Source organism: Desulfovibrio legallii (assembly GCF_900102485.1).
Taxonomy (GTDB): domain Bacteria; phylum Desulfobacterota; class Desulfovibrionia; order Desulfovibrionales; family Desulfovibrionaceae; genus Desulfovibrio; species Desulfovibrio legallii_A.
Map to the genome: position 1 here is coordinate 1 of NZ_FNBX01000032.1, position 3,079 is coordinate 3,079.

General features: G+C 47.3%; 4 protein-coding genes. All 4 read left to right on the forward strand.

The window, feature by feature from the left end:
- Window positions 1-100: 100 nt before the first annotated feature.
- Genes qatC through BLS55_RS11710 form a run of 4 tightly spaced genes read left to right on the forward strand, consistent with a single transcriptional unit; the run spans window position 101 to window position 2,520 of the window.
- Window positions 101-1,381 (forward strand): Qat anti-phage system QueC-like protein QatC, encoded by a 1,281-nt coding sequence (gene qatC, locus BLS55_RS11990; RefSeq protein ID WP_143339576.1) that lies wholly within the window; start codon window positions 101-103, stop codon window positions 1,379-1,381.
- Window positions 1,378-2,112, forward strand: coding sequence for a Qat anti-phage system TatD family nuclease QatD (gene qatD / locus BLS55_RS11705; protein WP_092155415.1), 735 nt, complete (start codon window positions 1,378-1,380; stop codon window positions 2,110-2,112). Before qatC ends, qatD begins: the two co-directional genes overlap by 4 nt.
- Window positions 2,112-2,273 (forward strand): hypothetical protein, encoded by a 162-nt coding sequence (locus tag BLS55_RS12150; protein WP_180365466.1) that lies wholly within the window; start codon window positions 2,112-2,114, stop codon window positions 2,271-2,273. Before qatD ends, BLS55_RS12150 begins: the two co-directional genes overlap by 1 nt.
- A 13-nt stretch (window positions 2,274-2,286) precedes the next feature.
- Window positions 2,287-2,520 carry a DUF2188 domain-containing protein gene (locus BLS55_RS11710; protein ID WP_011369119.1) on the forward strand — a complete coding sequence of 78 codons (234 nt, stop codon included), beginning with the start codon at window positions 2,287-2,289 and terminating at the stop codon, window positions 2,518-2,520.
- Window positions 2,521-3,079: the final 559 nt, after the last annotated feature.

A 3,079-nucleotide genomic window follows, 5' to 3' on the forward strand; every position in this document is an offset into this window, starting at 1 on the left:
CCAACATGGGCATTGGCGGCATAACTCCCGCCATGAAGCTCGCACAGGTGTCTTAGGCTCTACTTGTAATCGCTCCTAAAAATGGGAAGATTACCGAAGCATGAGGAAGATCGTTTGTGCTCCGGAAAACCTCATTCCACAGCAGCTTGAGGAAGATACAAAATATTTCTCGATATACTCGAATCCTCGAAGAGAAAATGTCGGCTATTTCGGCTCAACCTTGATAAGAGACGTTCAAAGAGCTGGACTGCGTCCTTCGGAAAAAATTTGGGATTTCAATACAATTGCCTTGGCTGTTGCGGCCGCCGATAATTCGCTGACAAGGAAAAACAGTGCGGATGGGTGGACTCGGCAAATAAATTTAACCGTTCACCTCAATGATCCGGGTGTTTGGGAGCCTGCAAAGCAGGAGCTTGAAAAAACTCTTAGATTTCTTACAGGAGATTTTTGGTCTTTTACTTTTAAAGATAATGGTGTCACTCCGCCAAGAGCAAAAAGACTGAAACGATTCGATTGCGACTGTGTTTCTCTGTTGTCCGGAGGTGTTGATAGTTTAGCCGGGGCAATCGATTTGGTAGCTGACAATCACAAGCCGATTTTCATATCACAAGTTGTGAGGGGAGATGCAAAAACACAAAGAGACTATGCTAAAAGAATCAGACCTGATAGCGCACATTTCCAATGGAGCCACAAGATTCATCCCCCGCAAGGGGAATCTGAAGGTTCAACGAGAGGCCGGTCGATCATTTTCTTTGCTTTTGCAGCATTGGCAGCGTCTGCGCTCCAAGGTCAACCCAGCTCTCCAGCTAAAATATACGTTCCTGAAAATGGATTCATCAGTCTAAACATTCCGCTAAATTCAGGCCGCATGGGCAGCTTCAGTACAAAGACTACTCATCCTGTTTACCTTAAAGGCATTCAGAATATTTGGAATGAAGTTGGAATCAGCCTGAATCTCATAATGCCCTATCAGTTCAAGACCAAAGGAGAAGTGCTGGCAGAATGCAAAAATCAACAGCTTTTGAAGGAGTTGGTTTTTCAATCTGTGAGTTGTGGGAAATATCGGGTTTATAAGATGCAACATTGCGGCAGATGTGTTCCTTGTTTGGTTCGGAGGGCTGCATTTCAACACTGGGGAGAAGTTGACCAAACGTCAGGTGGCTATTATTCAGAGCAACTTGAACGAATAAATCATGGGAATCCCGATGATGTAGGTGCCGCTGCCAACGCATGTTTAGTTGCCGAGCAATCAGGAATTCAGCGTTTGGTTTCTGGGAACTTGTCTTTCGCCGACCACCAGAATCGAAGTGAATTCGAAGGAGTCTTTTCGCGAGGACTTAACGAGGTTAAAGAACTTTTATTGGGGAAAGGGGTGATATGATAGATCTGCATACACACCTTGATTTATACCCTAACGCGCTCGATATCCTTGCCCGGGTCAATAATGAGAACCGTTTTACACTGGCTGTTACAACAAGCCCAAGGGCATGGGTGGCAACCTCACAGGTCTTCAAAGAATATGGGAACATCAAGGTTGCCCTTGGCTTACACCCTGAAATTGCTGTTGAAAAATACAATGAACTTGACCTGTTATTGAGTTCAATTCCGAAATCATATTTTGTTGGTGAGGTTGGAATCGACGGTTCCACGAGGTATTTAAAGACTCTGGACAAGCAGGAGTTGATATTTGATAGCACTATCCGAGAGTGCGAAAAGGCTGGTGGACGAATTATCAGCATTCATTCTCGGAATGCGGCCTCAAAAGTCCTTTCAACTTTGAAGAAATACCCTGGCTGCGGAAAGCCTGTTCTCCATTGGTTTTCCGGCTCTATCGCAGAGCTGAAAGATGCTGTAAAAATGGAATGCTTTTTCAGTGTCAATCCCGTGATGACTTCAACGAAAAAAGGAAAGGACTTAATTTCAAGAATACCGTCAAGATTAATATTGCCAGAGTCTGATGGTCCTTTTGCATCCCGCAAGGGGAACCCTGTTATGCCTTGGGAAGCTATGGATGTTGCATCTGATCTAAGTGAAATTTGGTCAGTATCAACCCAGGCAGTTGAAGAGACTTTTTTGAGAAATTTAGATTCGCTCATGGATGGGAAGAGCTAATGCTCGGCCTGGACGCCATACCCGCCCAATGGGTCGACCGGGTCCTGAACTGCCGCCCCAAGGCCGGACATCCCGGCGTCAACCGCCTGCGACCAGAGTGCTTCTGGCCGGTGGATGCTTTGGAGCTAGCAGCGCAACTTATTTCAACGGAAACCAAGTAAACAGGAGGCGAACATGCCAAAGAAACCAGGATCACATCATGTCGTGCCCAACGCCGACGGCGGTTGGGACGTCAAGAAAGACGGCGCGACCCGCAGCAGCGGCCACTTCGACAAGAAGCAGGATGCCGTCGATGCCGGGCGCAAGATCAGCCAGAACCAAGGCACCGAGTTCTACATCCACGGCAAGGATGGGAAGATCCAGAACAAGGACAGCCACGGGAACGATCCGTATCCGCCGAAGGGGTGATGCCCGGGCCAATTCGATTCCCGTTTCGGGAACCGAACCGGCGTCCGAAAACCGGATTCGAAGTTGTTGCGGCTCGACGCCAGGTATCCGTTTTTACTGCAAACCCGTCACCCTCGTCCGGTGCTGGGAAATCGGGGGAGAAAATCGTTTCTCTGGTCGGGTTGTTGGGAAGTTGTTGTGCAAGATGACTTCGTCGTTTATTATCAAGGAGTTACGAGGAGCGCGGGCTTTGAGACTGTTTTGCGGTAGGTCGTCGTTCCCTCCACCAGATAGGTAATTAAAACCCCCGATCATTGAAAAATGGTCGGGGGTTTTTGCGTTTTCTATGATTAAATTACCAGTGAAATGGGCCTGCTGGTGAATTCTGTCAGCTCCTAATCGTACTCATGAAAAAAATCCAGCTATCCATTAATTGCATTACGGAACCATATCCGTAACTTGATTTTTATTATAGCAATGGTTTATGGTTCTTCCGGGTTTTCCGTGGGTAACCCCTGTCAGGAACTGGCCGGGTAGAGGTTTAGACCGCCACAGAAGAAGTAGATGGCTGTCTTGAAAT

Bases quoted from the DNA above. Each gene is read 5' to 3' on its own strand.
- qatD (WP_092155415.1), top strand. From the start codon at position 1,378: ATGATAGATCTGCATACACACCTTGATTTATACCCTAACGCGCTCGAT.
- qatC (WP_143339576.1), top strand. From the start codon at position 101: ATGAGGAAGATCGTTTGTGCTCCGGAAAACCTCATTCCACAGCAGCTT.
- BLS55_RS11710 (WP_011369119.1), top strand. From the start codon at position 2,287: ATGCCAAAGAAACCAGGATCACATCATGTCGTGCCCAACGCCGACGGC.
- BLS55_RS12150 (WP_180365466.1), top strand. From the start codon at position 2,112: ATGCTCGGCCTGGACGCCATACCCGCCCAATGGGTCGACCGGGTCCTG.